Genomic DNA, 25,935 nt, shown 5'->3' with positions numbered 1-25,935 from the left:
CTTTGAAGAAGTGAATTTTACGATGTCCGATCAGAACGAAGAATATATCTATGACGAGGCCAGCGGCGAATGGATCAGTGCCGCAGACGCCGCCCGGCAAGCTGCTGACCGCGCGCAGGATGAAACAGTTCAGGTGAAAGATGCAGTCGGCAATATTCTGGCCGATGGTGACAGCGTGACGCTCGTCAAGGATCTGAAAGTCAAGGGCGCCAACCAGACCTTGCCACGTGGCACAGTGATCAGATCCATCCGTCTGACCGGTGACCCGCAGGAAATCGACTGCAAACACGATACGATCAAAGGATTGGTGCTTCGCGCCGAGTTTGTCAGAAAGCGCTGAGGCGCACCTTTTCTGCATCCATAGTTGACAAAAATGGCGGCGGGATCATTGCATGACCCCATGCCGCCATTCTTTCTTCATCCTCGTACCATCCCGCGCAGCATTCTCCTGCTCCATACCGCTTTGATCGCTGTGAACGGGTTGGTCTGGCTGATCGCCTGGCAGGCTTTTGCCGACACACCGATGCTGCTGGGAACAGCGTTGCTAGCCTGGATTTTCGGGCTGCGGCATGCGCTGGATGCCGATCATATTGCCGCCATCGACAATACCGTACGCCGTCTGATGCAGGCGGGCATTCAGCCTCACCGCACTGGATTATGGTTCTCGCTCGGGCACTCCACCATTGTGGTGCTGGCCTGTGCGCTGATTGCAGTCTCGGCACAACAATTTCAGACTTTGCTGGAGAATATTCGCTTTTTCGGCGGCACTGTCGGCACACTGACCTCCGCCGTGTTTCTGCTGTGTATTGCCGTTGCCAATCTGATGATCCTGCGCACATTGTGGCAGCAGTTTTGTAGCGCTCGCCAGCAAACAATGAGTCAGGCCGCATTGCATGACGCGCTGGACAAAAGCGGTCTTCTGAGCCGTCTCTGCCGTCCGGTGTTCGAGCGCATCAGCCAACCATGGCACCTCTATCCGTTGGGAGTGCTGTTCGGGCTGGGTTTTGATACTGCCACCGAAATCGGGCTGCTCGGCATCACCGCCACGCAGCATGCAGGAGGTATCCCGGCGTGGGAAATTATGATCTTTCCAGCCCTGTTTACCGCCGCAATGACACTGGTCGATACGCTCGACAGCAGCTTGATGGCTGGTGCTTACGGATGGGCTTTCAGCAATCCGCAACGGAAACTATGGTACAATATTACCATGACAGCCATATCCATCACGGTGGCGCTGCTCATAGGATCGGTTGAAGCACTCAGCCTGATCGGCGAGCACCTGCATCTCCGCGGGCCAATCTGGCAAGACATTGCATCCCTGAACGATGATCTGGCCGATTTCGGCTTTCTCATCGTTGGCGTCTTTATTGTGATCTGGCTTCTTTCTGCGCTGGCCTACCGCCTTGTCGACCTCGATAACTCTGCCCATAGGCAGGAAAGATCGCCAAGCAACTAGAAGTTCTGGTGGAAGAGGGGAGAAGATAAGTCTTCCTCTCTCTTATAACCCAGCGCTGAACAGCAAATAGAGAGCTGCCCATATCGGCGTCTGAATTGCAAAAACAAACAGCAAAGCTTGCTTCAGCGCGTCTTTCTGTTCCGGAGAAGACGCTGTCACACTGCTGCGCACGGGGGTGTGCATAAAACCGGAAGCGTAAGAAGAAAGCTGCATGGCCATCGGATGGCACTCCCTTGGTGGAACCTCATCCGTTTGCCCGGTGGCAACTGGGGAAGGAATATTCCTTCCCCTGTTCCGTCACTGGTCGGGACGAAGCGACAGGGGGAGCATGAGACTATTTAGGAGAGGCATTCAATATCAAAAATTCATGCATGCATTGCGTTTCATTTATTATTGAGTTTCCGCATGGGACATTCGTCCTGACCCAATAACACGCAATAAAATTACCCAGCGCCTCGACTCCATCTGAAACGAGTCTGTGATTTCAACGCCCGCGCCAGGCCGACGCCCCCAGAAGGCCTGTGTTGGAGCGCATCACCTGCATGATCGGTACATCGTCCAGCAGGGCACGAAACCGTCCTTTTTCCAGAAACGCCTCAATCAGCGCATCGAAATCCATCATAGCGCGCAGACTTTTGCTGACATTTCCAATCAGATACACCCCGCCAATAGCCACTAAATTCAGCACCGCATCCGCGGCCACCGAGCCGAGCACGGCAGAAAAAACATTGATTGCTTCCCGGCAGACAGGACAGGCTTCCTGCTCGGCCAACCTTGTGACATCAGCCGGTTTTCCAAGCGTCAGAGAAATTCCTGCACGCTGCGCCAGTGCTCTGGCCATAGCCAGCAACCCCGGACCGGACAGCAGCCGCTCCGACGAGACATGGCCGTATTCGCGCGCCAGTTGATCGCGAATGAAGGTCTGGATTTCATCACGCGGGCTGAAGGTGCAGTGGCCGCCTTCACTGGCTAAAATCTCTTCTCCATCCTTGCGGCGCAGGATGAAGGCCATACCGAGACCGGTCCCCGGCCCAATCACCACTGCGGGATGATGATCCATGACCTGGCCTGATTTGATGATCGTCATTTCCTCATCAGGCGTTACCCGGATGGAGGCCGCCTGAGCTACGAAATCATTAATGATTTCCAGCTTCTTCAGCCCCAGAGCCGCTTCAGTTGAACGAATCGAGAAACGCCAGGGATTGTTGGTAAAGGCGATTTCATCGCCCTTCACCGGTGTCGCAACGGCGAAAACCGCTTCCTCCACCTTCTGACTGAGGGAACCACGCGCCTGCAAATAGGTTCTGGCCGCCAGTTCCAGACTGTCAAATTCCGCGACAGGCAGCTTGTGTTCATGCACAATAACGCCGTCCCCCATCGCCAGGGCGAAACGGACATTCGTGCCCCCGATATCGCCAATCAGACGAGGCGGAAATTCGGTCATAATGTGATCTATCCTGCTAGAAGAACGCCCTGTATCGGACTGCTTTGACGCCAGCACAACAAGCATCGGATTATTAAAAAATCTTATATAAAACAATCTGCTGAGAGCATTATATCTTTTGAGCACACTAAGGAATGCGCTACACTCACTCCTGTGAACATGCTCGCCCCTCCCCGCGCACTTCTGGCGATCGCCGTCGTGTTCGATCTGATATGTCCCTGGAGCTATCTGGGTGTCAGGCGACTTCGTGAATGCCTTGCCAGACGAACGGATATCAGCCCCGTGATCGAGTGGAGGCCTTTCCTGCTCAATCCGGACATGGAGCGCAGCAGCGCAGGACGAGACGACCATATCGTCCGTAGATTAGGCACAGAAGACCGCACGCAACGGCTGCATCGCTCCATTACCGAGTTGGGGCGTCGGGAAGGAATCAGTTTTCGCTTTGACCTGATCAACACCTTGCCATCCAGTTTTGATGCCCATCGGCTGGTGAGATGGGTCGCGAAGCAGGCCACGGCTTATCACCTCTCCCATAGCAGTGCCGGTCTGAGTAATTTCAACACGTCATTTTCCGCCCGTCCTGCCGATACCACCGGAGGCATGGTAGAACGCCTCTTTGCCGCCTGCTTCACCGAGGGGCGGGATATTGGGGATCTGGATGAACTGGCACGTATCGCTTCCGAGGCCGGATTCAGCCGGACCGATGCCCTGACCTATCTGCGCGGCCTAGAAGGGCGCAGCGAAATTCAGCTTGCCACGGTACAGGCTCATCGGCTCGGCATCACCGGGGTTCCCTGTTTTGTGTTCGACCATCATCATGCCATTGCAGGCGCACAGGAACCGCATGTGATCGATCGGCTTCTGGATGTCACGATAGCAGCGTTGGAGACCGCTTCAGCCTGTTGACACCGTGAAGCTGCTGGATGTGCTTCCTGAAAGTAAGCACTCGGAGGCTTATGTAATAAGGTGCTGCGCAGCCCGGCTGGCTTTGCCGCATGCCCTTCAGATTGATGAAACAGCGGGGATGCCTGCCCTCAACAGGGCTGATAGCGTCATCCCTCAGCAAGCGTATCGCGGCTGGCCCGTAGCCGGGCGACCCGGCGACCATCCATCTCCAGCACCTCGAACGTCCAGCCGGCAAAGGCGATCCGGTCCCCGGTTTTGGGCACCCGTCGCAAGATCGCCAGCACCAGCCCGGCTGCCGTGTGATAGCTGCCCTCGGCAGGCAGTTCCGGCAGGGAGAGACGGGATTTCAGCTCATCCGCCGCCATCATCCCGTCCAGAACCATCGTACCTGGCAGCGCATCAGGAGTGTGGGAGGATGTTCCGGTGTTGTCTCCGGCTTCACCGACAATGGCTTTCAGCACATCGGCGGCAGTGACCACCCCCTCGAAACTGCCATACTCATCCATGACCAGCGCCAGACCCAAAGTATCGCTCTTCAGCCTTTCCAGCGCGCCCAGCGCTGTTACGGTATCAGGCACCACCATCGGCTGACGCAGGGAAGCACCGATGGACAAAGGCTGCCCCTCCAGAAGGCGATCGAGTATATGCTTGGCCTGCACCACGCCCACCACATTGTCGATCGAACCCTCACAGACCACCAGGCGGGAATGAGGTGCTTCTTTCACTGCGGCGATGATATCTGCCTCCGTATCGCTCCGGTCGATCCAGGCAATTTCGTTTCGCGGCGTCATCAGAGCGCGGATGGGTTTGTCAGCGAGGCGCAGCACACGCTCGATCATGGCTCGCTCTTCGGTTTCCAGCACACCTGCCTGCGTGCCTTCCGCCAGCAGGGCTTTCAGTTCTTCTTCCGTCACCTGCGGTTGGGAAGAACGGGTCAGACCGAACAGGCTCAGTACTACAGAGGATGAATACCCTAACAGCCACACCGCAGGCCCCGTCACCTTCGACAGCCACGCCACCGGCCTGGCCACCCTGACTGCAACCTGCTCCGGCCCCAGCAGGGCAAGCTGCTTCGGTACCAGCTCCCCCAGCACCATGGTCAAATAGGTGATGACAACCACCACGATCAGCAGGGCAATATCATTGGAAAAACGGGCCAGCACCGGAATCATGTCCAGATATCTGGCCAGATGATCAGCGATCCGCGCCCCGCCAAACGTGCCGGACAGAATCGCCACCAGCGTAATCCCTACCTGCACGGTCGGCAGAAAACGATGGGGATCTTCCGCAAGTTCCCTTGCCAGCGTCGCGGTGGGAATTCCTTTCTGTTCCATGACCGACAGCCGGGCGCGACGGGCCGAAACCAGCGCCAGCTCCGCCATCGCAAATAACCCGTTCAGCAGAATCAGCAACAGGACAATCAGAAATTCAACCAGAATGGTCATCAAGAGAGGAAATATCCTTATCAGGCGGCTAGCATTCTAATCCGGCATTCTTTTAATGCTTCATCCGATTTTGGCGATATTACCAATGGCAGGAAGAAACAGGATTTGCCAAATTATCATAAAAATGAGTCCTCAGCCGCCACCCTTTATAGCCCGATTAAGGGGATATCCTTCATCTTTCTCCTGCCATAATTGTTCTGTAAAAAGAATAAATTGCCTGATCGAAGAAAGCATGTCAGGCCTGTTTTGGTTGGAAATCGGTTATCTCAATGGCACAGACTCCCCATCGTGAAGGTAGCAAGGTCGTCCGCGCCCATTCCTTCGCCTTTGCCGGGGTCACTGCCATTCCTGTGGAAATTCAGGTACAAATTTCTCCCGGCCTTCCTGCTTTTCAGGTGGTGGGTCTGCCCGATAAAGCGGTGGGAGAAGCACGGGAGCGGGTACGCGCAGCCCTTGCCTCCATGGGGCTGGCTCTGCCGCCACGGCGTATTCTGGTCAATCTGGCGCCTGCCGATCTGCTTAAGGAAGGCAGTCATTTCGATCTGCCAATCGCACTGGGTGTGCTGGCAGCAATGGATATCCTGCCAGCCTCCGATAGTGCCGGATATACCAGCCTTGGCGAGCTTTCACTGGATGGTGCCTTACAACCGGTGAACGGGGTGCTGCCAGCAGCCATCGGCGCACATGCATGCGGCCTCGGCCTGATATGCCCGGAACGGCAGGGCGGAGAAGCCGCATGGTCCGGGGCGGAACGCATCATTGCCGCACCCAATCTGCTGGCCATCATCAATCATTTTCGTGGCACACAGACGCTGCCTCGACCGGAACCGGCTGGTCAGGTGGGGGGATCGGCACTCCCCGACCTTGCCGATGTCAAAGGTATGGAGACAGCCAGACGGGCCCTCGAAATCGCCGCCGCCGGACAGCATAACCTTCTGCTGATCGGGCCGCCTGGGGCAGGTAAGTCAATGCTCGCCGCCCGTCTGCCCGGCTTACTGCCGCCCCTCACGCCATCGCAGATTCTGGATGTCAGCACGATTCACAGTATTGCAGGCATGCTGCGCGATGGCAGGCTGATCACCCGTCCCCCTTTCCGTGAACCGCATCATGGTGCCAGCCAAGCGGCCATTGCCGGGGGTGGGCCGCGTGCCAAACCGGGGGAAATCTCCCTTGCCCATCATGGCGTCTTGTTCCTGGACGAATTCCCGGAATTTTCCCGTCAGGTGCTGGAAGCCCTTCGAACGCCCATGGAAACCGGACAGGCAACAGTGGCTCGGGCTGCGGCACATATTACCTATCCCGCACGGTTTCAGCTCATTGCCGCCATGAATCCATGCCGCTGCGGCTATCTCGGCACTCCGGATCGTGAATGCGTGCGCGCACCCGCCTGCGGCGATGGCTATCAGGCCCGGATCAGCGGCCCGCTGCTGGATCGTATGGATATTGTAGTCACCGTACAGCCCGCCACTCCGACAGAGTTGATGCGGGCTCCGCCTGGTGAAAACAGTGCCTCCGTGGCGGTACGGATCGAGGCAGCACGACAGTTTCGGGCCGCACGCCTCCAGTATGGCAAGCGGCAGAATGGTGCAGACCCTTCCCTGTCCCCCGAGGTAGCCGCTTTTGCAGAACAGGCCAGCCTGCGCCTGAAATTATCGGCGCGTGGTTTGACGCGCATGATCCGCGTCGCCCGCACAATCGCCGACCTGGCACAGGAAGCGGACATTTCCCGCCTACATCTAGCCGAAGCCCTGAATTTCCGCGTCCGACAATGGCGTGGCTAAGGCCACCCCTCCTCCTCCAGCCTGAACGCATCAGTAATCCTGCGCACCTGCCCGGCCATATCAACCACAATAACGTCGAATCTCACGCCTTCCGTACCATATTCCGGATTTTGTGCCAGCACATACGAGGCGGCGGCAATCAGGCGTTTGCGCTGGCGTGGGCCTAGCGCATGGGCTGCCTCGCTCAGGGTTGGCCGGTATTTCACCTCGACAACCACCAGCAATCCGTCCCTCTCAGCAAGAATATCGATCTCGCCTGCGGATGTACGCAGCCGCCGGCCTAAAATCTGCCAGCCATCTGCTTCCAGTGCCTGTGCAGCGATACGCTCTGCCTCTATGCCATCACGGCTGGCCTTACCGCCACGGAGGGTCTTGTTATCATGCTGCCAGATGCTGTCATTTTCATGTAAGCTGCAAAATACTCTGTCAGAAGGTAATGACAGACCACCACGGTCATCTTTCTTTTTGTTCATTGGCAATGCTCGATCATGACAGTCACACGGAAACTGCGGCAAGCATGGGACAGGCTGTTTTTCACAAAACGAAGCCTGGCACGGCTCGCGTTCTGTGCGACTGTCATAATGCCTTTTTCCCTCGCCGCCGAGACACCCGCACATCGGCCCTCCACCCCTCATCCGTTTCCTACGCTGGCCCAGGATGTAACCGCCGCCCATATGATGGTGGTAACGGCCAACCCGTTCGCCAGCCGGGCAGCACTGGATGTGCTGAAAGCAGGGGGGAATGCCATTGATGCCGCGGTTACCGCACAGGCGATGTTGTCACTGGTGGAGCCTCAGTCTTCCGGTCTGGGTGGAGGCGCCTTCCTGCTGTACTATGATGCGGCCACCCGGCAGGTTACCAGCTGGGATGGACGGGAGACCGCCCCTGCCGCCATCCCCCCCACCATTTTTCAGGATGCGACCGGCAGACCACTCCCGCTGGACAGCGCCGGAATCGGAGGGCGCGCCGTCGGAGTGCCCGGTGCGCTGAGAATGCTCGAAGCTGCGCACAGGCTGCATGGGCATCTGCTCTGGAAGGACTTGTTTACCAGCACCATCACCCAGGCGGAAAACGGTTTTCCGGTTTCTGCGCTGATGAGCCGGGAAATCCGGGAAGAACAGAGCAACTTGATGGTACAGGAAGCCGCAAGGACTTATTTCCTGCCCAATGGCTCAGTTCCTGAGCCGGGCTACATATTAAAAAATCCCCCTCTGGCAGAAACGATGCGGAGCGTTGCCGAGAAAGGGGCAGATGCCTTGCTGACCGGTCGGATCGCCACCGACATTGTGGCAGCGATCCGGCGAAGCCCGGCCTCCGGGACCATGACGATGGATGATCTGGCCTCCTATCAACCCCGTCAGCGCCCGGCCCTGTGCATGCCTGTCAAAATGCGGACAGTGTGCAGCATGGGACCGCCTTCCTCCGGAGGCGTCGCCGTCTTGCAGATACTCTCCATGCTGGAGGGTTTCGATCTGCGGCATCTGCGCCCCGACAGCGCCGAAGCGGCCGATCTGATCATTCAGGCCGAACACCTGGCCTTTGCAGATCGCAACCTGTTTCTGGCTGATCCTGATTTCGTAAAGATACCGCTCCGCGGTCTTCTCGACCCGGCCTATCTTCGGCAAAGAGCCAGAATGATTCATCCCCGCCATGCGACCTCCACAGTAGAGGCCGGTAACCCATCCTGGTCCATGCCCGAACTGCCCCCTGCACAGGGGGCACAACCACCAAAACCGGAGCACGGCACCAGTCATATCAGCATCGTGGATTCGCATGGCAATGCAGTGTCCATGACGACCACGGTGCAGGACGCATTTGGCTCCAAGCTTCTGGTCGATGGATTTATCCTGAACGATGAGCTGACCGATTTCGCATTTTTGCCTGAAGAGGCAGGTAAGGCTGTTGCCAACCGGGTTCAGCCGGGCAAAAGACCACGCAGCAGCATGGCACCAATCATTGTCCTGGATCAGAATGGAAAGCTCGACATGATTGCCGGATCGCCCGGAGGTGGCCACATTATCAGCTATGTCAGTCAGGCCATGCTACTGTCCATGCGATGGAACCTGTCTCCTGCCCAGGCCGTCTCGGCTCCCCACATCGGCACAACAGGTCTGAAAGCCGATCTGGAAGCAGGGACTGAAGCCGCCTTATTGGCTGATCGCCTGCTCCAGTATGGTCATCATCCTGCGATCATAAGGCTCAATTCAGGTCTCTCCATGATTATCAAAAAAGCAGACGGGCATCTGACAGGAGCGGCCGATCCGCGGCGGGATGGGATTCCGTACGGGGAATAAAGAAGTATTAATTATACTTGTTGTCACAAAAATAAATCAACCGGGTAAATTTGAAACTAGCATGTGAAACAAATTTTCACAATTGATCGGTTCATTACAAACGCTTCATTACTTAACGCATCACCGAATTCATGTTTTAATTTTAATCCCAACAAAAATTCGTTGGTGATCCATATCAAAATCCTGGTACGGTTTTTCTGACATGTTGTCCCTCTGCGCCAATCTTTCTTTTCTGTTTACTGAATTCGATTTTCTGGAACGCTTTCAGCAAGCTGCTTCAGCCAGTTTTTCGGGCGTGGAATGTCTTTTTCCTTACGCTGTACCGGCAGATCGTATCGGCTCGATATTGAAAAAAACCGGGCTGACAATGGTGCTTATCAACGCTCCGGCAGGAAACTGGGAGAGGGGCGAAAGGGGTCTTGCGGCTCTTTCTCACCGACAAGATGAGTTCAGGGCAGGTTTTTTGCTGGCTCTACGCTATGCCAGAACACTCAACTGTTCGTTTATTCATTGCATGGCGGGCTTGTCTGAAACCGGCCACGACAATGTCGCCATGGAACAGTGCTATGTCTCAAACCTGATATGGGCTGCCCGCCTTGCGGCAGAGTCAAACATAACAATAACGATCGAGCCCATCAGCATCCAAACAATTAATAACTACTATCTAAAAACGGCAGACCAAGCTTCAAGAATAATTTCCTTAACGGGAATGCCTAATATTGGCCTTCAGCTTGATCTATATCATTTATTTTTAACGGACACTATGTGGGAACAATCACTGAGAAAATGGCTTCCCCAAACACGGCATATCCAGATCGCTGATACTCCCGGCCGTCATGAACCTGGAACCGGAAATATCTCATGGATAGAGATATTCTCAATCATCAGAAATGAAAACTACCATGGCTGGATTAGCTGCGAATATAATCCTTTAACCTCCACAATAGATGGCCTCATGTGGCGGGATAATTATAAAATTTAAACTTCAGGGACAGCTTTTTAAGAAATGTATTCTTTCCAGAGACACTTAAGCGAATAAGTATTTTATCTTATTTTTTGTACAATTTTGATTTTTAAATCTCATTTTTTTATATCGTATTTTAGTATAGTTTTAAAATTTGATATACTTTTAAAATCTTTACGCAGGCCCTATTAGCTCTTTATAGCGTTATTCTTTCAAAGCCTGGCAGGACACCCGACATTGATTATGCGTTTTGCGGAAATTGGTCAGCGCCTGCGTGCCTATCGCCTGGAGTCTGGATTGCGCGCAGAGGAGATAGCAGCACGGCTGGGTGTCTCAAGAGCCGCGCTATACCGCTATGAAAAAGGCGAGGTCATCAAACTTGATACCGTGCAGAGGCTGGCTGAACTCCTGCAGGTTTCTCCTCTTTCCCTGCTGGGTGTCAGTATTGAGTATCAAAGCCGGCCTGTCGGATATTTCGAACGTGCCCGCCAGATTGAGGAGAATGCCGCCCAGCTGCAGTTTGTCGGAGATGCGCTATGCCATCTGACGATGCTGGATGAAACAGAAGCGTTTCTGGTCGAATCCATCACGTCCCGCCATGCCGGACGATCGAAAGCAGACCGGCTTTACGTCGAGCAGCTTGTAAAAACGCTGAAAGAGAGACGCGCGGCCTATGCCGCCCGAAGACCCAACCTCATTGCAATGTTATCCCCTGCTGCCATTTCCATTATGCTGCAACAGGGTATTGGCGGACCCAATTTATCGGAAGAGCTGAAAGCAGCCGCCCTTGCCGTGGCAAGACGGGAGGTTGAGCACATGGCCAACCTTCTGGAAACGGAACCAATGGGATTGCAGTTCGGACTACTGTCACCTGGGGAAATCAACAGCCGTATGGTGATCGCACGGTCTCATTCAACAATACAGCTTGTCCTCAATCCGTTTCACACGGATACCGCACCCGACCTTCAAGAAGGGGTAGCGATCATTTCTTCTGCCGAGGAAATTGTGGTGTCCCATCAAAAAATGGCCGAAATGTGCTGGAAAAATTCAATCAAAGGTCATGAGGGAGCTAAAATTCTTCGGAGTATGCTGGGGTAATCCTGGCCAAACGTCATCCTGCAAGAACCGTATGTAGAATTTGTCCATCCGCTATGACGAGAAAATCGCCGTTCCCATCCAAGCGATTCTCTCGTCAGCAAAGGCCTGTCAGACAATTTTCTCAGCCTGCCCTCCCACGTGGATATAAGGACTAAATCCCACAGTATCGTCTGGAAAGGGCGCTATGCTGTGGAGCTGATCTCGTTCCACAACCGGCGCTTCGCTGGCGCATGATCCGGCGTGCAAGAATTGGGAAATCTGGCGACGTGGCAAGGCATCCGCAGTTCTGCCATAATCCCCACAGGGGATACCCTCATTCTGATCGAATAGATACGGATTGCGGCACTGGCCGTCAGTCTTGACCCGGTCATGACCGCAATTCCTGCCGGTATAAGCCATTCCGGCGAGGATCCGGCAGAAACCCACCGCCCGTCGTGAATGTCTGGAGGAGCCCGGTGCCACCCCGAAAAGGCTGCTCCATGCCGAAAATTATCTTCTGACACCGGGCGAATCAGATGAAACCCTGTCACTTTATATCCGTGAAGCCATTTTGCCTGCATTCTATCATGGGGATCATCCCGGGACAGGAGGTCTGAGAGCTGAAAACGAGGACATCCGTATCCGAATCGTTCCTGCCCAGCAGGCGATCGAGGCCGCTATCGTCGGTCAGTTCAGCAATGTTGTAACAACGGTTGCCCTGCTCTGGCTGGCAGCACAACGTGACCGGACTAAACGCGACTGGCTCGGAAGGGACGAATAATGGCGACACTGCCTGTTTTGGTCGACGCGGCGTGGCTGCGAGAGTCAATGGGTGCGGCTGATCTGATCATTTTCGACGCAACGAAATTTTTACCCAATCAGGGCCGCAACGGTCATGATGACTACGTGCGCAGACATATTCCCGGGGCTATTTATTTCGATATTGATGCCATTGCCGATCAGCAGACCGATCTGCCGCATATGGTTCCCCCACCCGGCCAGTTCGCGGCCCAGCTTGGTGCGCTTGGCGTGTCCAATAACAGCAGGGTCGTTTTCTATGATCAGAACAGCATGATGTGGGCTGCCCGCGGCTGGTGGCTGTTCCGGCTGTTTGGTCTGGAGGCTGCCGTACTGGATGGCGGGCTTGATGCGTGGATTCGGGCCGGTGGCCAGACCGAAAGTGGCGAGATTGCTTCCACCTCCGCTCCATCTGCCTTGTTGACCGACTGGCGCCCGAAATACGTACGAGGCATCGGCGATATCAAGGATAATCTGATATCCGGGGCCGAGCTGGTCTTGGATGCCCGCAGCGCGGAGCGTTTTGCCGGCACTGCCGCAGAACCGCGCCCAGGCGTGGAATCCGGCCGGATTCCCGGCAGTCTCAATCTGCCTTTCAATCAGGTTCTGGCAGCAGATGGTACTCTGTTGTCGCCCGAGACTTTGCGTCAGCGTTTTGCTGCTGCCGGTATTGATGGCAGCAAACCAGTGATTGCAAGTTGCGGAAGCGGCGTTTCCGCCTCCCTGCTCAGCTTTGCTATGGCGGTAGCAGGCTTGGAGGCAGCCTCCATTTATGATGGCTCATGGTCGGAATGGGGCAGCCGCCCCGATACTCAGAAGCAGCGTGATGCAGTATAATCGTCCGGGACCGCGCACCCCAGCTGATGCGCCCAATGAACATCCCGATACCAGATTGGTGAGGGCTGGCCGGCCGGTGGAAAAATACACCGGTGTCGTGAACCCACCTCTCATCCGTGGATCAACGGTCCTGCAACCCGATACAGAGACGCGACGTCGTGAGGGAAAACGCTGGCTGGAACAGGCCCTGACCTACGGGCTGAATGGATCAGAAACCCATTTCGCGTTGGAAAACGCCATTGCCGAAATCGAAGGCGGCACGCATTGCCAGATCGTATCCTCCGGTCTGGCAGCCTGTACTGTGCCTTTACTCGGTTATCTGAGCGCAGGCGATCACCTGCTGGTTCCGGATATGGTGTATGGCCCGACACGTGATTTCTGCGAAGGTCTGCTAAAACAGTTCGGAATAGAAACAACTTTTTACACCGCTACAGCGACTGCGCATGAACTTGCGCCCCTGTTCAGGCCGGAAACCAGAGTGCTGTTTCTGGAAAGCCCCGGCAGCCATACCTTCGAGGTGCAGGATGTCGCAGCGCTTTGCGCTCTGGCGCATCAGCACGGGGCGGTGACAATGCTCGATAATACCTGGGGCATTCGCCACTTTCAGCCATTCCAGCATGGAATCGATCTCTCGATTCAGGCGCTGACGAAATATGTCGGTGGCCACAGTGATCTTTTGCTCGGCTCTATCACTGTCAATGACGAAGCACATTGGCGCCGGGTGCGCAGCACAGCCGGGCTGCTGGGGCAATATGCCAGCCCCGATGATTGCTGGCTGGCCCTGCGCGGTCTGCGCACCATGGCGGTGCGCATGAACCACCAGATGCAGAGCGCATTGCATATCGCTACCTTCCTGAGCGAACGGCCCGAGATTCAGCGCGTACTCTACCCAGCCCTGCCGGGCGATCCCGGTTATGAGATGTGGAAGCGGGATTTCACGGGTGCACCCAGCCTGTTCGGTGTGGAGTTCAAGAGTTCCTTCACGACAGAGCAGAGCGACCGTTTCATCGATTCTCTCTCGATTTTTGGTCTGGGTGCCTCCTGGGGCGGCTATGAAAGCCTGATCATGCCGACCTACGGCACCATCCATCGCAGCCATGACATTCCGCTCGAAGGACCAACCGTACGCATCCATATCGGTCTGGAAGACCCACAGGATCTAATCGCCGACCTGACACAGGCTCTGGATACCATGCAGCGATGAACGATGTGTTCGATATTATACGCTTCAACGATCAGGGCCTCGTCACTGCCATCGCCCAGCAGCATGACACTGGCGAGGTGCTGATGCTGGCCTGGATGAACCGGGAGGCTATAGAGGAAACGTTGGCGACGGGTCGGGTCTGCTATTTCAGTCGCAGCCGGAAGGGGCTGTGGCGCAAGGGCGAGACCTCCGGACAAGTACAGACGCTGATCGAGTTACGGGTCGATTGTGACGGGGACGCCCTGCTGGTACTGGTCGATCAACCGGGTGTCGCATGTCATACGGGGCGCCGAAGCTGCTTCTACCGGGCTATCGGCAAGGATGGCGCCATCACCACCCTGACAGAACCACTGATCGACCCTCATACACTTTACGGCAGCTGACAGAACAACCGGCCCTTATCCCTCGTCGAGACGTTTCGCAGTTCTGGCGTGACGTCTCGACAGATCAAGGTAATGCGGCACGGTATCGGCGAACATGGCCTTGTCCTGCTCGCTGAGGCAGCGCTGGAGTTTCGCGGGAGAGCCGATCCACAACTCTTCCTCGCCTGTTACCTTGCCCGGCGTCAGCATAGCCCGCGCCCCCAGCACGCTGCCACGGCCCAGTACGGCTCCATCCATCACCGTGGCTCCCATGCCGACAAAGCTGCCATCATGCAGTTCGCAGGCATGCACAATAGCGGCATGGCCGATGGTGACGTCATCGCCAATCAAAGTCGGATAGCAGACATGGTTCACATGAACGATGGTACCATCCTGAATATTGGTGCGCTCACCGATTCTGATCCGGTTTGTGTCGCCGCGCAGGACACAGCCATACCAGACCGAGCTGTCCGGCCCGATCTCAACATCGCCAATGATCACAGCTCCCGGCGCAATCCAGGCCGAGGGATGAATGATCGGTGTTTTGCCTTCAAACGCGATAATCACGCGATACCTACTCCAGCCCCAGCATCAGGCGTGCATTCTGGATCGCCGAACCTGAGGCACCTTTGCCCAGATTATCCAACTTCGCCACCAGCACGGCCTGACGCCTGCTTTCATTGCCAAAAACGCGCAGTTCCAGATGATCCGAGCGGGATGCATCTTCTGCGCGCAGGGTCGATACAGTGTCCATGACCCGAACCTGCCTCGCCGCACTGTAATGGGTACGCAAGGCGGCTTCCAGATCGCTCGCTGAGGGCCGTCCCGGCAGATCATCAAGATGGAGCGGCACGGAAACCAGCATACCCTGCGGAAAATGCCCAACAGAAGGCACGAAAATCGGCCGCCTTGTCAGCCCTGCATAAGCCATGATCTCCGGCAAATGCTTATGCTCCAGCCCCAGCGCATACAGCTCGAAAGCGGGACCGCCCTCCTTCTCATGCGCCTCAATCATATTTTTGCCGCCGCCGCTATAACCGCTGATCGCATTGATGCTGAGCGGCTGATCCGGCGCAATCAGCCCGGCATCGATCAGCGGACGCAGCAGGGAAATGCTGCCGACGGCGTAACAGCCGACATTGGCGACTTTTCCGGCATTGCGGATCTGCGCTGCCTGATCGGCTTGTAATTCGGCAAAACCGTATATCCAGCCCTCCGCCACACGATGAGCCGTGCTGGCATCCAGCAGTTTGGGGGCGTTTCCTCCAAGAGAATCCGCCAGCGCGACAGTTTCCTTCGCCGCGTCATCAGGCAGGCACAGGATGGCAAGATCGACGTCAGCCAGAATAGCGCGCTTGGCCTCCGGATCTTTACGATGCTCTGCGGGCAGACTGCGCAAGGAGACGCCAGGCAGATCGCCCAGCCTTTCGCGGATGCCGAGACCGGTAGTGCCACTTTCGCCGTCGATAAAAATGCTGTGCGTCATCTCGATCATGCCCTTCCATCCGCCGCTGCAGGATAGGCACCCGCCCCGCAAAGAAAAGAGGCGGGATAAAGAAAAGGCCGGACATTGCTGCCCGGCCCTTTTCCCACCAACCAGTGGAACTCAGCGCTTGCTGAACTGGAAGCTACGACGGGCCTTGGCCTTACCGTATTTCTTACGTTCAACGACGCGCGGATCGCGGGTCAGGAAGCCGGCAACCTTGAGGACGCTGCGCAGTTCCGGCTCATAATTGACCAGAGCGCGGCTGATGCCATGGCGGACGGCACCGGCCTGACCGGACAGACCGCCGCCAGTCACCGTGCAGTACACGTCGAACTGGTTATAGCGATCAGTGACCAGGAAAGGCTGGGTGATCAGCATGCGCAGCACGGGGCGCGCAAAATAGGTGCCGACCTTCTTGCCATTGACCTGAATGTCGCCCTTGCCGGGCTTCACCCAGACGCGGGCAACGGCATCCTTGCGGCGGCCAGTGCCATAGGAACGGCCCTGTGCATCACGCTTCGGCTCACGGGAAGCAGCGGGGACTTCACCGGAAACGGTTGAACCCTGTGAGACCGCGAGATCCTTCAGATCGGCCAGGGTACGGGTCTGTGTATCGGACATAGAGGTCAGACCCTCCGGTTCTTGCTGTTGAGCGCGCCGACATCCAGCGACTTCGGCTGCTGGCCGTCATGCGGGTGGGATGCACCGGCATACACATACAGATGCTTCATCTGCTGACGCTGCAGCGGACCGCGCGTAATCATGCGCTCCACGGCCTTTTCGACCACGGATTCGGGATGCTTGCCTTCAAGACGCTGGCGGATGCTGCGGCCCTTGATGCCACCGGCATAGCCGGTGTGGTAGTAAAAGACCGACTGATCGGCTTTATTGCCGGTCACGCGGATCTTGTCGGCGTTGATCACGACAACGTTGTCGCCGCAATCGACATGGGGGGTGAACTGCGGCTTGTGCTTGCCACGCAGACGGTTGGCGATGATGACGGCAAGACGGCCGAGCACCAGCCCTTCCGCGTCGATCAATACCCAGTCTTTGTTCACCTCCGCGGGTTTCAGCGAGAGGGTGGTCTTCATCTAGGATGTCCTCGAGAATGGCAGTGGCGGACAAAACCGCATGCGTTCGGGTGGCGGCTTATGGCCTGCAATCCCCCGAACGTCAAGCATTCCTTTGTGTGGTATCATGATACCACACACCATGAACCCCGGTCTGGTGGCCGTGATCGGCGCCACCGGTCGCACCGGTCTGGCGCTTTGCCGCGCTCTGTCAGACGCCGGTATGCCATTCCGCCCCGTGGTCAGAAACCCCGACAAATGGCTTTCCTGCGGTATCACGCAACCCGCCCATGCAGAAAATGACGTGCAGGTCAGAGGGGCCGATGTCACCCGGCCGGATCAGCTTCGTCATGCATTGGATGGTGTCAGCGCGATCGTCGCTACCAGCCATGCCAGCCATAGCGCCACCATCATCGAAGCAGCCCCTGAACAGGCCAGCCTGATCCTGATGGGCAGCACAAGGAAATTCTCTGCCTTCACGGACCCGCATTGTGCGGGAGTTCGCGCAGGGGAGCAGGCTTTTCTGGGATCAGGGCGACACGGCGTCATGCTGCATCCCACCATGATCTATGGCGATCCAGAGGAACAGACGCTGCGTCGCCTTGCAAGGCTGATCCGCAAAACACACCTTCTGCCGATACCGGATGGCGGGCGTGCCCTGATACAGCCGATTTATCAGGATGACGTCACACGCTGCCTGATCGCCGCCCTGTCATGCCCTTGGAAGAGTGCCTCCACACTCGTCATTGCGGGGCCGGAGCCGGTCTCCTACGCGGATTGTATCCGCCTTATCGCCCGGATATCCAAAGTGCGTGCGCCCCTGATCCTGCCACTGCCTGCTTCGCTGATGCTGCATGGCCTTGCGCTGGGGCAGCGCATTCCAGCCCTCGCCCGCCGCCCTTTCATGAGCAAACTGGAAGGAGAAATTCAGCGTCTGACAGAAAATCGCTCTTTCGATATCACACCGATGCGCCACATTCTGGGGATCGAGCCGATCAGCCTGAAAGATGGGTTGACGCGCAGCTTCAACCCGGCTCAAGCCTGATCCACCGCCCGGCCACGGAGAGACCCCCATGCCGATCAAAGACCGTATCGCCGCTTTTCAGGATGAGATGACGCAGTGGCGGCACCATCTGCACCGTCATCCGGAGCTGTCACTGGAGGAAACCGCAACCAGCGCCTTCGTGCAGCAAAAGCTGCGGGAATTCGGCGTGGACGAAATCATCACCGGGATCGCCGAAACCGGCGTTGTCGCCGTCATCCATGGCCGTGCGGCGGGCGGAACCATCGGCCTGCGCGCCGATATGGATGCTCTGCCCATCACGGAAGAAAGCGGCAAACCCTATGCCTCTGCCAATCCCGGTGTGATGCATGCCTGCGGTCATGACGGCCACACCACCATGTTACTGGGGGCCGCGCGTGATCTGGCCGCGACAAGGAATTTCGCGGGCACGGCCTATCTGATTTTCCAACCCGCCGAGGAACAGATCGGCGGCGGTCGGATGATGGTCGAGGAAGGGCTGTTCGACCGCTTCCCCATGGAGCGTATCTATGGCCTGCATAACTGGCCAAGTTCTCCGGAAGGTGTGTTCCAGATGGCCCCGGGTCCGGTCATGGCCGCGGTAGCCAATATCGACATCATCGTCACCGGCAAAGGAGCGCATGGCGCTCAGCCCCAGCGTGGCATAGATCCGGTGGTTGTCGCCGCCCATATCGTGACGGGGCTGCAATCCGTCGTCTCCCGGATCGTCGATCCAACCGACAAGGCTGTGCTGTCGATCACCCAGATCGCAGGCGGCAACGCTTATAACGTCATCCCGGAACGTGTGGAGTTAAAAGGAACCGCCCGCTGGTTCACGCCCGGCTTAGGTGAAGCCATGGAAGCCGCGGCACGGGGCATTGTGAACGGCATCGCCTCGGCCTTCGGTGCGCAGGTCTCCTTTACCTTCGACGTGCTCTATCCGGCGACTATCAACGATGCTGATGCAACGGAGCGCGCCTGGAAAGCCGCCAGTGCCGTTGCCCCGACCGAGGAACTGCCTGCTCCCTCCATGGGGGGAGAGGATTTTTCTTTCATGCTGAACGTCAAACCCGGCAGCTACATCATGCTGGGCAGTGGCAAGACGGCAACCGATCCCGGTCTGCATCACCCCGCCTATGATTTCAACGATGCGATCCTGCCGCTGGGGGCATCCTACTGGGTGACGCTGGTGGAGCAGGAACTGCCGCTGTCCAACCAGCCTCCTCATTCATCCTGAAGCGGCACTGCAACGGATGCGGAACGATGCGCAACGCTTCGCAGACTGATGCGTCTGGTAACAGGCGGCTTCGATCATAGCCGTCTGTTATCAACGGGCTGATAGAAGTTTTGATCTTATCGATGCTGTCATCCTCGCTGCTGCGCGTTCTTCATCCGGCTTTCTGTCTGGGTCTTTTATTGTTGTCAGGGGGGTGCTCCCTGTCTGATTCTCACACCGCACAACGGGCGAGAACGCGATTTGTCGGTCTTTCGGCGGTTGATCTGCAAACCTGTCTCGGCGCACCGGATCAAAAAAATACCGCAGGCGACACCACGATTTTGACATACTATGCCAACTCTACCGGCAATGGAGGCATCAATATCACGCTCCCAATTATCGGGGGTGGATTAAGCGTCTCTGGCGGTGGATACTGCCATGCGACCTTTCGGCTGGATCATGACCGGGTCATGCAAATTCACTACAGCGGCGAGAAAGATGCCCGCGGGGCACCGGATGCGTATTGCGCACCGATCATACGGCAATGTCTGCGTGATCTGGATGCATCCCAACCGGATGCACAGGCGGAACAGCATTTACCTGCCGCGTGGCGTCGCTACTGAACGGTTCCTGGCAATGCACTGTCGCGCCGTATCTGCCGGATGAGCCCCGCATGGTCCAGATCGCCATCCCCCGCTTCGCAGAGAGCACGATAGAGAGAGGCCACCGCTTCCGTCATCGGCAGTGACAGCCCGAGCGTTTTCGCCTCTTGCAGAATCATGCGCAGATCCTTGAGTTGGATCGCGGATTTTCCACCCGGAACAAAATTCTCATCCAGCATGCGTTGCCCATGTTCACGCAGGATGCGGCTATCGGCAAAACCGCCCGCCACGGCTTCCCTGAACCGTGCGGCGGAAGCGCCACCGGCTTCGGCCAGCACGAAAGCCTCCGACACCGCACCGATCGTCACACCGACGATCAACTGGTTGGCCAGTTTCGCAAGCTGACCGGTACCAATATCGCCGATTCTGGTCATGCGACCCAGCGCGGCAAAAACCGGAGCCAAACGGTTCAGCACCGCCTCCTCTCCCCCCGCCATGATCGCGAGGGTGCCATCCCGCGCACCGCCCTCTCCGCCGGAAACAGGTGCATCGACGTAAAACCGGGGCGATACTTTCTTTGCCTGGGCTCTGGCGCGCCATGGCTCAATGGAACTCATCACCAGCACGATGCCATTCTGTGCCATGGTATCGATAAACCCGGTCTCCAGCACCGCATCGCAGGCCGGACCGTCGGACACCATCAGCAACGCGACATCGGCCCCACGTGCCGCATCAGGAGCCGACGCCGCCACGGGCAGGCCGAGTTCAGCCGCTCGGACAGGATTGCGATTCCAGACTGTGACTTCATGCCCGGCATCGGCAAGACGGCAGGCCATCCACCGCCCCATGATTCCGGTACCCAGCACAGCGATACGCATCGGTAAGGCCTCACGCATCCATCAATGATGATATTGCCGGGACTATGCCGCTGATGCAGCATGAAAGGGCACTGGGGCGAGCGACGGGACTCGAACCCGCGACATCCAAGACCACAACCTGGCGCTCTACCATCTGAGCTACACCCGCCATGACCCAGTGCTGACCACCCGGGAAAAAACCACAACCGGATGGGGCGGGGCGTATTTGACCGATCACGTCGCCCGCGTCAACGCCCCCTGAGCAGAAGAGGATCGATTTATGTCCGGAACGCCTGTCTTCACCGACTGAAAAAGGCGCGCATTCGGGCAATTCCCTCATCCAGCACCTCATTCCGCTTGCAAAAAGCGAAACGCACAAATCCCTGAGGTGCATCCCTGTCATAGAAAGCCGCCACAGGGATCGCCGCAACCCCCGCCTTTTCAACAAGCAAACGGCAGAATGCCATGTCATCGGCCTCAAATCCCAGCCGACGATAATCGGCGATCAGGAAATAGCTGCCCTGTATGGGCATGACGTCAAATCCGATTTCGGTCAGACCATCATGCAGCCGATCCCGCTTCTGTCGCAGACTGTCTGACAGTTCGGCAAAATAACTGTCAGGCGCATTCAGCCCCACGGCCACGGCACGTTGAAGATTGGGGGCAATCGCAAATACCAGATTCTGGTGCACCCGCATCACGACCGACACCAGCGATTTCGGCCCGGTCACATAACCGACCCTCCAACCGGTCAGGCTGAAGGTCTTGCCGGCACTGCCGATGCGAAGGCAGCGATCGGACATGCCAGGCAAGGTGCGCAAAGGAATGTGACGCGATGGCGCATACACCAGATGCTCATACACCTCGTCACAGATCGCATAGGCATCATGAGCCTGCACCAGTTCCGCAATCAGTGCCAACTCATCAGGACCAAAAACCTTGCCGCATGGATTCATCGGCGTATTCAGCAAAACCGCCTTGGTTTTAGGACCGAACGCCTCCCGCAATGCCTGCTCCGGCAGTGACCAGTCGGGGGCCTCCAGCCTGACGATACGGGGGACCGCGCCGATCATGCGAATGATCGGAAGATACGTATCGAACAGCGGCTCGAACAGGATGATCTCATCTCCCTGATCAAGCAAAGCCATCAGGCTGGCAGCCAGAGCCTCACTGGCGCCTGCCGTGACCAGCACCTCCGAATCGGGGTCGACCGTGATGCCGTAATGCCGGGCTTCTGACGCCGCCACCGCCTGCCTCAATTCAGGCACTCCAGGCATGGGGGCATACTGGTTGCGTCCGTCCAGCAGAGCCTCTGACGCGGCACGCACGATGAAATCCGGTCCCTCCGTATCCGGAAAGCCCTGCCCGAGATTCACCGCATCATGTCTGGCCGCCAATGCCGACATAACCGTGAATACGGTGGTTTCAAGGGAGGACATCAAGGCATTCAATGGCTTCACGGCACGGCTCCTGTCTGTGCGCAGACTATGCGCGGCAGGCGAATGGTCGGCAATCACCCGCACCTGACTGGTAAAGACAGGCCATCTATCGTCAGAGACCATCATATGCCTTGCAAACAGGCAGCCACCGCCCAATGAGCAGGCGTCATAGGCTGCACAATAATAAAGCATCTCGATATATCGCGCCAAAATCGTGGCGAGTTGCCGGTTGGCATGATGCATGCAAATCTGTTTCCCGGACCATGCCTTCCGATTTCGGCAAGGCGGATCAATGTGGTAGAATAAGGCTGGCCGGAAATGGGTCGGCACGAAGCCGTGTGGAAACGCGAATGAAAAAAATCGAAGCCGTTATCAAACCTTTCAAGCTGGACGAAGTGAAGGAAGCCCTTCACGAAGTCGGCCTGCAGGGTATCACGGTAATGGAAGCGAAAGGCTTCGGGCGGCAGAAAGGCCATACCGAGCTGTATCGCGGCGCTGAATACGTCGTCGATTTCCTACCAAAGGTGAAAATCGAGGTGGTCTGCGAAGATGATCAGGTTGAACGCGCAGTGGAGGCAATCGTCAATGCTGCCCGCACTGGCCGTATCGGCGATGGCAAGATTTTCGTGACCCCTGTTGAGGATGTTATCAGGATCAGAACCGGTGAGCGTGGCGCGGCAGCGGTCTGATCCCGCACGCCTTACCTGCCGGTTAATTTTTCACCATAGCCTGGCGTTTTACGGAGGTTTATGACGTGTTTGCCCGCGTCAAATCCGCAAAACCCGGTTATGGCTGTCTCAAGCATGCGTTCGGCCCTATGGCCGGGGCATGTCAATCAGAAGCCTAATCTAACAGAGGAACAGGGCGAGTATGTCGGAAAAAGACTCGACGCCGGACAGCGTCTCTCGCGTGATGGACATGATCAGGGAAAACGCGGTCGAATATGTCGACCTGCGCTTCACCGATCCCCGCGGCAAATGGCAGCACACCGCTCAGCATATTTCCACCGTGAACGAAGATTCGTTCCGCGACGGTTTCATGTTCGACGGCTCCTCCATTGCCGGCTGGAAAGCCATCAATGAAAGCGACATGGTGCTGATGCCGGACCCGGAAACAGCCGTCATGGACCCGTTCGCGGCCAAGCCGTCCCTGATCCTGTTCTGCGACATCATCGAGCCGAGCACCGGTCAGTTCTATGCCCGTGACCCGCGCGCCACCGCGAAACTGGCCGAGCAATATGTCCGTACCTCCGGCGTGGCCGACACGGTCTCCATCGGTGCGGAAGCCGAATTCTTTATCTTCGACAGCGTGCGTTTCGGCACGGGTGGCAATTTCGGCACCTTCCAGCTGGACAGCGTCGAAGGCCCCGGCTCCAGCATGAAAGACTATCCGGAAGGTAATATGGGCCACCGTCCGGGCGTCAAGGGCGGTTACTTCCCGGTTCCGCCGGTCGATGGCGAAAGCGATCTGCGCGCCGAAATGCTGTCCGCCATGGGCGAAATGGGTCTGGTCATCGAAAAGCACCACCACGAAGTGGCGCAGTCCCAGCATGAGCTTGGCACCAAGTTCAACACGCTGACCCGCATGGCCGACGACATGCAGATCTACAAATACTGCGTACACAACACCGCCCACAGCTACGGCAAGACGGCAACCTTCATGCCGAAGCCGATCTATGGCGATAACGGTTCCGGGATGCACACCCACCTCTCGCTGTGGAAAGCGGGCAAACCGCTCTTCGCCGGCAATGGCTATGCCGACCTGTCCGAGCTATGTCTGTACTTCATCGGCGGCATCATCAAGCATGCCAAGGCATGCAATGCTTTCACCAACCCGTCGACGAACAGCTACAAGCGCCTGATTCCAGGTTTCGAGGCTCCGGTGCTGCTGGCTTATTCGTCCCGCAACCGCTCGGCCTCCTGCCGTATTCCTTACACCACCAGCCCGAAGGCGAAGCGTGTCGAAGTCCGGTTCCCGGATCCGGTCGCCAACCCCTACCTCGCCTACTCCGCGCTGCTGATGGCGGGCATGGACGGCATCAAGAACAAGATCCATCCGGGCGACCCGATGGACAAGGATCTGTACGATCTGCCGCCGGAAGAACTGAAAGACATCCCGACCGTCTGCGGCTCGCTGCGTGAAGCGCTGCAGGCTCTGGAAGCCGATCACGAATTCCTGCTGCAGGGCGATGTGTTCTCCAAGGATCAGATCGAGAGCTATATCGAACTGAAGTGGAAGGAAGTGTACCGCTTCGAACACACGCCGCACCCGGTCGAGTTCGAGATGTACTACTCCGCCTGATCGCTCACGCGATTGAAACAAACGGGAAAAGGGAGCCGGAAGGCTCCCTTTTTTCGTTATACAGCTTCATGCTGCACCATATTTCAGATGCACAGGGATTGATGGCCATGACTCATCAGGACGACAAAGAACAGCGTTACCAGCGCGGGCGAAAAATGCTGCACACCCTGCATGGGCAGCACGGCCTGGATATCGTCGACGGGCTTGGTACATTCGCGCCCGACTTCGCCCGCATGATCTACGAATTTCCATTCGCCGATATTTACGACCGCCCAGCCCTCGACCTGCGGTCACGCCAGATAGCCACGATTTCCGCCCTGGCAGCGATGGGCAATGCGCTGCCCCAGTTGGACGCCCATATTGCCGCCGGGCTGCATATCGGGCTGACACGGCAGGAAATCATCGAGATCATTATGCAGATCGCTGTCTATGCAGGTTTTCCAGCCGCCATGAATGGTCTGGCAACAGCCCGCGCCGTCTTTGCCCGGCTGGATGAGGAAGCGGCTGGATGAGGAAGCCGCTACGGTTTAAATTCTGCCGGTTAACGCAGCTATCAGCACCGCCAGACGGTCTCCAAGGCCTCGCTGCGATGGGTTGATGCGACCATAAATGGGCCGGGCCAGATCGCGCCGGGCCAGCACTGCGGGCAAAGCCGCCGCCATCCAGCCTCGTCCCACCCGGCCACGGCATAGCCGCAATCGCCGCTGCCCCTCGGTTGCCAATGCCTGCAAAGGTCCGGCAGCAATATTGCCTGCCTCATGCGGCGCGCTGGTCAGCGCCTCCGGCTCCAGCCCGGCCGCATGCAGCTCTGCCACTGGTACCAGAACGCGCCCCTGCGCTGCATGGGCACAGACCCCGTGAACGACCCCAGCCAGACCATATATGGCTCCCAGACGGCGCAGACGCACCTGTTCCTCTTTGCCTGCCCCAAGGATCTGCCCGGCCAGCACAGCCACCTGTCCGGCTGTCTGCTCCAGATAATGCCATAGCGTCAGGGAATCGGGAAAAGACTCCTCCATATCGGCTTCCCGCGCCTCGATCAGGGCCAGCAGCCCTTCCCGATCCAGTTGTCCCGCCTTCAGCGCCTCCCCCAGCGGAGTCGCCAGTTCATGGCGTTTCTCCACGCCCTCGACCACCTCCCGCCACCATTGCAGACGGATCAGCGCGACAATCGGCGTGCTGGCCACTTCCCTTGCCCGAACCAGTTCATGGTTCAAAGCGTATAGAAGCATGAGGCTTTCACGCTTGTCCGGGGCGGCGAACAAGGACGCGAAAAAACGATCCGGATCATACCGCCTGACAATGTGGGCAGCAGGGCTGAGAACGGGTCCGTTCAATGACGGGGACATGAAAGACCTGTCTTTCTGTCGCCTGT

The 25,935-nt window shown here is 57.3% G+C and carries 28 protein-coding genes and 1 tRNA gene; 17 read left to right on the top strand and 12 right to left on the bottom strand.

Translation table 11 applies throughout. The annotated features are described in order from the left end of the window. Window positions 1-22 precede the first annotated feature (22 nt). Together GbCGDNIH6_RS05080 and GbCGDNIH6_RS05075 are read left to right on the top strand one after the other, a co-directional pair. Window positions 23-340 carry an alkylphosphonate utilization protein gene (locus tag GbCGDNIH6_RS05080; RefSeq protein ID WP_072563072.1) on the top strand — a complete coding sequence of 106 codons (318 nt, stop codon included), beginning with the start codon at window positions 23-25 and terminating at the stop codon, window positions 338-340. Window positions 341-400: 60 nt separating this feature from the next. Next, window positions 401-1,456, top strand: coding sequence for a HoxN/HupN/NixA family nickel/cobalt transporter (locus GbCGDNIH6_RS05075; protein ID WP_072563071.1), 1,056 nt, complete (start codon window positions 401-403; stop codon window positions 1,454-1,456). A 42-nt stretch (window positions 1,457-1,498) separates the two neighbouring features. On the opposite strand, the gene GbCGDNIH6_RS12340 is transcribed toward GbCGDNIH6_RS05075, so the two are convergent. Both GbCGDNIH6_RS12340 and glk read right to left on the bottom strand, forming a co-directional pair. Continuing rightward, window positions 1,499-1,675, bottom strand: a complete 177-nt coding sequence (locus tag GbCGDNIH6_RS12340) for a hypothetical protein (RefSeq protein ID WP_157692328.1) — start codon at window positions 1,673-1,675, stop codon at window positions 1,499-1,501. 265 nt (window positions 1,676-1,940) lie between these two features. Beyond that, on the bottom strand, window positions 1,941-2,900 hold the full coding sequence (gene glk, locus GbCGDNIH6_RS05070) for a glucokinase (RefSeq protein WP_072563070.1): 960 nt from the start codon (window positions 2,898-2,900) through the stop codon (window positions 1,941-1,943). Between the two features lie 159 nt (window positions 2,901-3,059). On the opposite strand from glk, the gene GbCGDNIH6_RS05065 reads away from it, so the two are divergent. After that, entirely contained in the window at window positions 3,060-3,806 is a 747-nt protein-coding gene (locus tag GbCGDNIH6_RS05065) for a DsbA family oxidoreductase (protein ID WP_072563069.1), read from the top strand. A gap of 146 nt (window positions 3,807-3,952) precedes the next feature. On the opposite strand, the gene GbCGDNIH6_RS05060 is transcribed toward GbCGDNIH6_RS05065, so the two are convergent. Then, the gene (locus tag GbCGDNIH6_RS05060) at window positions 3,953-5,251 is read right to left on the bottom strand and encodes a hemolysin family protein (protein ID WP_081369974.1); all 1,299 of its coding nucleotides are present in this window, start codon (window positions 5,249-5,251) and stop codon (window positions 3,953-3,955) included. Between the two features lie 269 nt (window positions 5,252-5,520). On the opposite strand from GbCGDNIH6_RS05060, the gene GbCGDNIH6_RS05055 reads away from it, so the two are divergent. After that, window positions 5,521-7,032 (top strand): YifB family Mg chelatase-like AAA ATPase, encoded by a 1,512-nt coding sequence (locus GbCGDNIH6_RS05055; protein WP_072563068.1) that lies wholly within the window; start codon window positions 5,521-5,523, stop codon window positions 7,030-7,032. Here GbCGDNIH6_RS05055 and GbCGDNIH6_RS05050 read toward each other — a convergent pair. Further along, window positions 7,029-7,505 carry a YraN family protein gene (locus GbCGDNIH6_RS05050; protein ID WP_081369973.1) on the bottom strand — a complete coding sequence of 159 codons (477 nt, stop codon included), beginning with the start codon at window positions 7,503-7,505 and terminating at the stop codon, window positions 7,029-7,031. The two genes, GbCGDNIH6_RS05055 and GbCGDNIH6_RS05050, sit on opposite strands and share 4 nt — an antisense overlap. A gap of 108 nt (window positions 7,506-7,613) precedes the next feature. Here GbCGDNIH6_RS05050 and ggt point away from each other — a divergent pair, with 108 nt between their 5' ends. From ggt to hisI, 7 genes are all read left to right on the top strand, one after another. Beyond that, the gene (gene ggt, locus GbCGDNIH6_RS05045; RefSeq protein WP_072563067.1) at window positions 7,614-9,326 is read left to right on the top strand and encodes a gamma-glutamyltransferase; all 1,713 of its coding nucleotides are present in this window, start codon (window positions 7,614-7,616) and stop codon (window positions 9,324-9,326) included. A 202-nt stretch (window positions 9,327-9,528) separates the two neighbouring features. Beyond that, window positions 9,529-10,308 (top strand): hydroxypyruvate isomerase family protein, encoded by a 780-nt coding sequence (locus GbCGDNIH6_RS05040; RefSeq protein WP_072563066.1) that lies wholly within the window; start codon window positions 9,529-9,531, stop codon window positions 10,306-10,308. A gap of 225 nt (window positions 10,309-10,533) precedes the next feature. Beyond that, on the top strand, window positions 10,534-11,388 hold the full coding sequence (locus GbCGDNIH6_RS05035; protein WP_072563065.1) for a helix-turn-helix domain-containing protein: 855 nt from the start codon (window positions 10,534-10,536) through the stop codon (window positions 11,386-11,388). A 550-nt stretch (window positions 11,389-11,938) separates the two neighbouring features. Further along, window positions 11,939-12,148, top strand: a complete 210-nt coding sequence (locus GbCGDNIH6_RS05030) for an NUDIX hydrolase (protein WP_072563064.1) — start codon at window positions 11,939-11,941, stop codon at window positions 12,146-12,148. Continuing rightward, on the top strand, window positions 12,148-13,002 hold the full coding sequence (locus tag GbCGDNIH6_RS05025) for a sulfurtransferase (protein ID WP_072563063.1): 855 nt from the start codon (window positions 12,148-12,150) through the stop codon (window positions 13,000-13,002). Before GbCGDNIH6_RS05030 ends, GbCGDNIH6_RS05025 begins: the two co-directional genes overlap by 1 nt. Then, window positions 12,992-14,206 (top strand): cystathionine beta-lyase, encoded by a 1,215-nt coding sequence (gene metC / locus GbCGDNIH6_RS05020; protein WP_072563062.1) that lies wholly within the window; start codon window positions 12,992-12,994, stop codon window positions 14,204-14,206. Before GbCGDNIH6_RS05025 ends, metC begins: the two co-directional genes overlap by 11 nt. Beyond that, window positions 14,203-14,589: a phosphoribosyl-AMP cyclohydrolase gene (hisI, locus tag GbCGDNIH6_RS05015; protein WP_072563061.1), complete on the top strand. Its 387-nt coding sequence runs from the start codon at window positions 14,203-14,205 to the stop codon at window positions 14,587-14,589. The genes metC and hisI overlap by 4 nt, the downstream gene beginning before the upstream one ends. A 15-nt stretch (window positions 14,590-14,604) precedes the next feature. On the opposite strand, the gene GbCGDNIH6_RS05010 is transcribed toward hisI, so the two are convergent. From GbCGDNIH6_RS05010 to rplM, 4 genes are all read right to left on the bottom strand, one after another. Continuing rightward, window positions 14,605-15,135, bottom strand: coding sequence for a gamma carbonic anhydrase family protein (locus GbCGDNIH6_RS05010; protein ID WP_072563060.1), 531 nt, complete (start codon window positions 15,133-15,135; stop codon window positions 14,605-14,607). Between the two features lie 7 nt (window positions 15,136-15,142). Continuing rightward, window positions 15,143-16,054 (bottom strand): N-acetyl-gamma-glutamyl-phosphate reductase, encoded by a 912-nt coding sequence (gene argC, locus GbCGDNIH6_RS05005; protein ID WP_072564370.1) that lies wholly within the window; start codon window positions 16,052-16,054, stop codon window positions 15,143-15,145. Window positions 16,055-16,174: 120 nt separating this feature from the next. After that, complete coding sequence (rpsI, locus tag GbCGDNIH6_RS05000; RefSeq protein ID WP_072563059.1) at window positions 16,175-16,675, bottom strand: 30S ribosomal protein S9; 501 nt, start codon at window positions 16,673-16,675, stop codon at window positions 16,175-16,177. Window positions 16,676-16,680: 5 nt separating this feature from the next. Further along, window positions 16,681-17,145 carry a 50S ribosomal protein L13 gene (rplM, locus tag GbCGDNIH6_RS04995; protein WP_011631672.1) on the bottom strand — a complete coding sequence of 155 codons (465 nt, stop codon included), beginning with the start codon at window positions 17,143-17,145 and terminating at the stop codon, window positions 16,681-16,683. A 121-nt stretch (window positions 17,146-17,266) separates the two neighbouring features. Between rplM and GbCGDNIH6_RS04990 the strand changes: the two genes are divergently transcribed. The 3 genes from GbCGDNIH6_RS04990 to GbCGDNIH6_RS04980 all read left to right on the top strand — a co-directional run bounded on the left by GbCGDNIH6_RS04990 (window position 17,267) and on the right by GbCGDNIH6_RS04980 (window position 19,984). After that, entirely contained in the window at window positions 17,267-18,169 is a 903-nt protein-coding gene (locus tag GbCGDNIH6_RS04990; RefSeq protein WP_232449982.1) for an SDR family oxidoreductase, read from the top strand. Between the two features lie 28 nt (window positions 18,170-18,197). Next, complete coding sequence (locus tag GbCGDNIH6_RS04985) at window positions 18,198-19,382, top strand: M20 aminoacylase family protein (protein WP_072563057.1); 1,185 nt, start codon at window positions 18,198-18,200, stop codon at window positions 19,380-19,382. A gap of 122 nt (window positions 19,383-19,504) precedes the next feature. After that, on the top strand, window positions 19,505-19,984 hold the full coding sequence (locus tag GbCGDNIH6_RS04980) for a hypothetical protein (protein WP_072563056.1): 480 nt from the start codon (window positions 19,505-19,507) through the stop codon (window positions 19,982-19,984). Here the strand turns inward: GbCGDNIH6_RS04980 and GbCGDNIH6_RS04975 are convergent. From GbCGDNIH6_RS04975 to GbCGDNIH6_RS04965, 3 genes are all read right to left on the bottom strand, one after another. After that, complete coding sequence (locus GbCGDNIH6_RS04975) at window positions 19,978-20,859, bottom strand: NAD(P)-dependent oxidoreductase (protein WP_081369971.1); 882 nt, start codon at window positions 20,857-20,859, stop codon at window positions 19,978-19,980. The genes GbCGDNIH6_RS04980 and GbCGDNIH6_RS04975 overlap by 7 nt on opposite strands. Before the next feature lie 54 nt (window positions 20,860-20,913). After that, window positions 20,914-20,989: transfer RNA gene (locus tag GbCGDNIH6_RS04970), tRNA-His, on the bottom strand. 130 nt (window positions 20,990-21,119) lie between these two features. Continuing rightward, on the bottom strand, window positions 21,120-22,343 hold the full coding sequence (locus GbCGDNIH6_RS04965) for an aminotransferase (RefSeq protein ID WP_081370159.1): 1,224 nt from the start codon (window positions 22,341-22,343) through the stop codon (window positions 21,120-21,122). 266 nt (window positions 22,344-22,609) lie between these two features. Between GbCGDNIH6_RS04965 and GbCGDNIH6_RS04960 the strand changes: the two genes are divergently transcribed. The 3 genes from GbCGDNIH6_RS04960 to GbCGDNIH6_RS04950 all read left to right on the top strand — a co-directional run bounded on the left by GbCGDNIH6_RS04960 (window position 22,610) and on the right by GbCGDNIH6_RS04950 (window position 25,072). Beyond that, complete coding sequence (locus tag GbCGDNIH6_RS04960) at window positions 22,610-22,948, top strand: P-II family nitrogen regulator (RefSeq protein ID WP_025286451.1); 339 nt, start codon at window positions 22,610-22,612, stop codon at window positions 22,946-22,948. A 181-nt stretch (window positions 22,949-23,129) separates the two neighbouring features. Further along, window positions 23,130-24,560 carry a type I glutamate--ammonia ligase gene (gene glnA / locus GbCGDNIH6_RS04955; RefSeq protein ID WP_072563055.1) on the top strand — a complete coding sequence of 477 codons (1,431 nt, stop codon included), beginning with the start codon at window positions 23,130-23,132 and terminating at the stop codon, window positions 24,558-24,560. A gap of 107 nt (window positions 24,561-24,667) precedes the next feature. Beyond that, window positions 24,668-25,072 (top strand): carboxymuconolactone decarboxylase family protein, encoded by a 405-nt coding sequence (locus GbCGDNIH6_RS04950; protein WP_072564367.1) that lies wholly within the window; start codon window positions 24,668-24,670, stop codon window positions 25,070-25,072. A 15-nt stretch (window positions 25,073-25,087) separates the two neighbouring features. Here the strand turns inward: GbCGDNIH6_RS04950 and GbCGDNIH6_RS04945 are convergent, their stop codons facing one another. Continuing rightward, a complete protein-coding gene (locus GbCGDNIH6_RS04945) occupies window positions 25,088-25,909 on the bottom strand; it encodes a squalene/phytoene synthase family protein (protein ID WP_072563054.1) in 822 nt (273 codons plus the stop codon). Window positions 25,910-25,935 lie beyond the last annotated feature (26 nt).

This window comes from Granulibacter bethesdensis (assembly GCF_001889525.1).
Lineage (GTDB): Bacteria > Pseudomonadota > Alphaproteobacteria > Acetobacterales > Acetobacteraceae > Granulibacter > Granulibacter bethesdensis_C.
This window is presented reverse-complemented; position numbering and strand designations above follow the sequence as displayed.